Genomic DNA, 4,716 nt, shown 5'->3' on the forward strand with positions numbered 1-4,716 from the left:
CGCACCGACGCCGGCACGCCGGCCGCCGAGGCACCCACGGACGCCGCCGGCGACGACGCCAGCCGCACCCCGCGCCGTCGGCGTCGCCGCCGCGCTGGCGAGACGGTCGCGGGCGAGCCGACCGCGGTGATCTCGGCCGACGCGGCACCGGCCGAGCCGGCCTCCGCCGCCGCCGAGGGCGAGGCCTCGAAGCCGCGCCGCCGGCGCCGCCGTGGTGGCGGTTCCGGCGCGGGTACGCCGGCCGAGGCGACCGCGGACTGACGCAGCGAGATTCACCCGACATCCCCCGCACCGCCTCAGCGCGGTACGGGGGATGTCGCCTTCCCACCCCACCTGCCGAAAATGGAACGATGCCGGAACCACTGGATGCCGCCCTGACCGAGGTTCGTGCACTGCTGCTCGACCCCGCGCTGACCCGGGCGGTCGCCGCCGGGCGTCGCCGCGGACACCGACCCACGGTCGTGCGGGCCGAGCTGCGTCCGGTGACGCTCAAGGCCGGCCCGCGGTTGCAGATCGCCACCTCCGACGGCGCGCGCCCGCACACCCGCAACGTCGCCCCCGGTCCCGAGGCCGCCGTGGCGGTCGACGAACTCCTGGCCGAGCCCTTCGGCAACTGGCACGTGGAGACGGCCGACGCGACCCTCCAACTGCGGGTGACCAAGTCCGGTGAGGCGCAGGTGCACCGGGCCGCGACGACCCGACCGGCGGCGACGCCGAGTGGTAACGACCGAGCCAAGGAATACCTGCTCGATCCGGGCGACCCGATCTTCGCGGAGATCGGCGGCTCGGCGGCCAAGCGCCGCCAGGTCGACGCGTTCCTGCGCGCTCTGGCCGCGACCCTGCCCGCCGATCTGACCGGCCCGCTGCGGGTGGTCGACCTGGGCTGCGGCAACGCCTACCTGACCTTCGCCGCGTACCGCTATCTCGCCAGTCGCGGGCTCGACGTCGAGCTGATCGGCGTGGACGTCCGGGAGGACCAGCGGCGGCGCAACACCGAGTTGGCGCAGCGACTGGGCTGGGCCGACAAGGTCAGCTTCGTCGCGGGCACGATCGCCGAGGCCGTTGTCGACCCCGCCCCGGATCTGGTGCTGGCGCTGCACGCCTGCGACACCGCCACCGACGAGGCGCTGGCCCGCGCGGTGCGCTGGGAGGCCCGCTGGGTGCTCGCCGCGCCGTGCTGTCACCACGACCTGGCCAAACAGCTACGCGCCCAGCCCACCCCGGCGCCGTACGAGCTGTTGACCCGGCAGGGCATCCTGCGCGAACGCTTCGCCGACGTGCTCACCGATGCGCTGCGCGCGGGGCTGCTGCGGGTGCACGGGTACCGGGCCGAGGTGGTGGAGTTCGTCGACTCCCAGCACACGCCCCGCAACCTGCTGATCCGAGCCCGCCGTAGCGGCACCGCCGACCCCCGACAGGCGGAGTACCGCGAACTCGTCGACCAGTGGCGGGTCACACCCCGGCTGGAGACCCTGCTCGCCGCCGACGAGCCGCCCGCCGTCTAGCGCTTCGGCGCGGGCCCGGCAGTCAGCCCACCGAGGCCAGCAGATCGTCGGCCAGAGCATAAGCAGCGGTCGACACAACGAGAGGGTCACCGATACCCTCCTCGGCTCTGCCCGCCATCACCGATCCTGGCGCTTCGGGGCTTGCCGCGAACAGGTACGCCAAGAATCCAAGGGCTTGCTCGGTCACCTGCCCTGCAAGTTCATCAGCCCGAAGCTCGCGCAGACTGTCAGCAAGCTGCTCGGTTCTCACCGCCACGAGAAGCCGGTAGATGTCGTGTGCGTCCTTATCCACGAGGCGCTTGGGCGCCTGTTGCCGCTCGCCAACCTTGTGCAACTTGGCCACCAGCAAAGCGGCAGGGCCCGCGACATTGGCCGTACAGACACGGCTGTCGCCCGGAGCGAGCGCACGTATGGCAAGTGCGGCGTGGTCGACGACCGCAGCCTCCAATCCAACCGCTCGCCTCGCCGCTCTCGTGGAGTGCGGCGGGATTCTTGCTGCCCGACGACTTGATCCACCAGCAAGCGCCTCTGGGACCATCAGATCGACGGGAATTCCTTTGGGGTTCAACCATGCCCCAGGCTGGTGCGCTCGAACATCGAGATGAAACCCGGCTGCCCGCATGGCCTCCTCCAGTAATGGCTCCTGCGGGAGCGCGCGCGTGTCGAGTGCAAGGTCGCAATCCTTGGTCGCTTCCGCCAGTGCGACGGGTGCGGCACCCGTATGCAGGTATATCGCCTGTGCTCCGATCACGATCACAGCGTTGGCGTGGTCGCGAAGAGCATCCAGGGCGTCCAGTAACGCACCCCGTGCGGACAGCAGAAGGTCATCGTCGCCATGCCTGCTCATGCTCCTCCATCCAGTCAAGGAGTTCCTGCCCCTCAGCAGGCGCCCGCCCAGGGCCTGTCAGCAGATCGACAGCGGCTTGGCTCGGAGCCACATAAAGCAAGCCGTCATCCTGCACCCGTCGATCGAACACGACGTCGTACTTTCCCTGCGCGAGCAGCACGTTCGCACCCGCATCAACGGGGCGCAGCTTGAGTTTCTCGGCGGCTTGGGTCACGTCGTCCACGTAAAGCATCGCCAGCCTGGCCGGCGCATAAGGCGCTAGACGGTGCGCCGCCAAAGACCCGGTCAGCGCGTAGCGCAATCCGTGCACCCCCCGCAGGTCTTCCTGCAACGCCGGAATGCCTCGCGGACTCAGGTAGGCGTTGACACTGTTGCTGCGCTGGAAACCGTAATCCTCACTCCATCGCTCCAGGATTCGGCGCCACTCAACGCCCCTTATCAGGCCGCCTTTCGCGCGCGTGACAAGCGCTTCGCGCTGAAGGAAGTCAACAACTCGATATGTCGCTCCTGTTGACGCGCCCGACAGGCGTACCAAGTCTGGAACGCTCATCTCTGCAGCGGTGTCCACCAAGGCGCGTACGACACGCGCCGCTGGCGGCCCTTGCAAAGTGCCGCGGGGCCTGCCTGGCCCGCGCCAGGGATCTCGATCGGCGCCCCTGTCGCGCAGGTACATCGCCGGACGTTCAAGCGATATCTGCATATTGCCCGTAGCGTCACCGTAGGAGACCTTGCGCTCTTCCAGCCATGCGCGAGCCGAAGGCCCGAGGTATCGGGCGGCGATCATAGGCAACGGACGATCGACGTTAGGCAGCCTGTGGGAGCGAAGTTGGTCGAGGGCGGAGGCAAGATCGCTGGTGACCACCGAGCGCTTTGCCTCGATGACGAAGACCGCCGTCGCCCCATCAGGACCGGTCAGCTCAGCTACACCGTCGATCCGGCCCGGCACTTGCTCAGCAAGGCGCATCGACCATCCAGGCGGCAGCCGATCCACCACGAGCGCCACGACACGGCGGAGAACATCGGCCTCCCGCTCCGGCGGCCCATCAAGGGCGGGTTTGCCTGAGGCCGGCACGCCTCACCCCCTCGCCTGTTCGGGTAATTAGCGAATTCCGCCGCGAACGGAACCAGCCTATATCCAGAACTCCGCTCCGCCGAACATCTCGCCCCGCCCGGCGTGCCACCGCCCGCGACTCTTCGGGGACGCCCGTCGGTGGTCAGAGCAGGAGCGTGGCGCGATCACCGGTGCGAGCCGTACCTCTGCTTGTCAACGACACATTGAACCGCCAGGTACGCGGAAACCGTCGCCCGTGGACTCGGTTTCAGCGTCGGCGGTCGCCGTTGTTGCCCCGGTCCCGGACGCCGGAGCGGTCGAAGACCGACACCCGGTCCCCGCCGTGGCGCAGGGTCGGGTGGTCGTCCTCACCGGCGCTGCTCGGGAAGGGCACCACCTTTCCCGAGCTCTCGGCATTGCCGGCGGCCGTGAACGCGTTCCAGGAGATGTCGACGAGCAGCTTCTTCGTCTCGGCGTGCCGGATGGCCGCGTTGCGTTGCAGCGCCACCCGGGCGCCCAGCACCACTGCGACCAGCGTGGTGGTGATCGCGCCGGTGGCGGCCAGCACGTGGGCGCCGGTCGCCGTGCTGGTGCGCAGCACCAGGACCAGCAACCAGATCCAGAACCCGGCGGCGAAGACGCCGGCCTTGGCGACGAAGAAGAGGCTCACCGCACCGGGCTGGTACGGCAGCGGACGGCTCGATTCGGCCATGGTGCTCCTCGGCGGTGGTCCGGGCGATCGGCGGCACGCGCGCGTGCGCCGTGCCGGGACGGGCACCGAGCTTAGTGGAAGAACGACGATGATCGCTGGGTGCCGGTACGAATACTGCCCGGGTTGGAGTCTCATCGGTGGGACAGTTTGTGCGGTCAGTCAGTGGTTTCCGGTTCCCGGCGTACTACGCTCGGGAGGCACATCTTCCCAGTGCTCGGCCGGGAGGGAAAGACATACCGGAATGGGTTCCGCAGACGTGTCACCGCAGATGGCGTTCGCCCGCTTCGTCCGGCGCGCCATCGACGACGCTCGCAACGAGCGCGGATGGACCGTGACTGATCTTGCCTCGCACACGGGCGTGGGCCGTTCCACAGTGTTCCGTTGGCTCGCCGGTGACTGGCAGGATTACCCCGAGTTGGCCAAGGTACGCGGCTTCTGCGCCGCGCTGGATCTGCCGGTGGCTGCCGCGTTCCGGGCGCTCGGGCTGCCCGACGCGGGCTCGGTGCCCCGGCGCCGAGCACCACGGTGTCCAGGTCCAGCAGGTTGACCACGCCGGCCACCGCCACTCCGAGTGCCGTACCGGCGTCGTGCAGCGCCCGCA

At 69.4% G+C, this 4,716-nt stretch carries 4 protein-coding genes and 2 pseudogenes; 3 read left to right on the forward strand and 3 right to left on the reverse strand.

Translation table 11 applies throughout. The features are described from left to right. Positions 1–261 (forward strand): annotated as a pseudogene (locus tag AB0J68_RS27645) (ATP-dependent helicase); the annotation flags it as partial. Between the two features lie 89 nt (positions 262–350). Then, positions 351–1,505, forward strand: a complete 1,155-nt coding sequence (locus AB0J68_RS27650; RefSeq protein ID WP_354854396.1) for an SAM-dependent methyltransferase — start codon at positions 351–353, stop codon at positions 1,503–1,505. A gap of 22 nt (positions 1,506–1,527) precedes the next feature. Here the strand turns inward: AB0J68_RS27650 and AB0J68_RS27655 are convergent, their stop codons facing one another. From AB0J68_RS27655 to AB0J68_RS27665, 3 genes are all read right to left on the reverse strand, one after another. Further along, on the reverse strand, positions 1,528–2,352 hold the full coding sequence (locus tag AB0J68_RS27655) for a GSU2403 family nucleotidyltransferase fold protein (RefSeq protein WP_354854398.1): 825 nt from the start codon (positions 2,350–2,352) through the stop codon (positions 1,528–1,530). Continuing rightward, positions 2,330–3,355 (reverse strand): hypothetical protein, encoded by a 1,026-nt coding sequence (locus AB0J68_RS27660; protein WP_354854400.1) that lies wholly within the window; start codon positions 3,353–3,355, stop codon positions 2,330–2,332. The genes AB0J68_RS27655 and AB0J68_RS27660 overlap by 23 nt, the downstream gene beginning before the upstream one ends. A gap of 316 nt (positions 3,356–3,671) precedes the next feature. Next, positions 3,672–4,115, reverse strand: a complete 444-nt coding sequence (locus tag AB0J68_RS27665) for a hypothetical protein (protein WP_355067729.1) — start codon at positions 4,113–4,115, stop codon at positions 3,672–3,674. A 241-nt stretch (positions 4,116–4,356) separates the two neighbouring features. Between AB0J68_RS27665 and AB0J68_RS27670 the strand changes: the two are divergent. Then, positions 4,357–4,626, forward strand: a pseudogene (locus AB0J68_RS27670) (helix-turn-helix transcriptional regulator); the annotation flags it as partial. Positions 4,627–4,716: the final 90 nt, after the last annotated feature.

The sequence above is a fragment of the Micromonospora sp. NPDC049580 genome (genome assembly GCF_040675595.1).
Lineage (GTDB): Bacteria > Actinomycetota > Actinomycetes > Mycobacteriales > Micromonosporaceae > Micromonospora.

Excerpts from the sequence above, each read along its gene's own strand:
- AB0J68_RS27650 (WP_354854396.1), top strand. The coding sequence starts at position 351 with ATGCCGGAACCACTGGATGCCGCCCTGACCGAGGTTCGTGCACTGCTG.
- AB0J68_RS27655 (WP_354854398.1), bottom strand. The coding sequence starts at position 2,352 with ATGAGCAGGCATGGCGACGATGACCTTCTGCTGTCCGCACGGGGTGCG.
- AB0J68_RS27665 (WP_355067729.1), bottom strand. The coding sequence starts at position 4,115 with ATGGCCGAATCGAGCCGTCCGCTGCCGTACCAGCCCGGTGCGGTGAGC.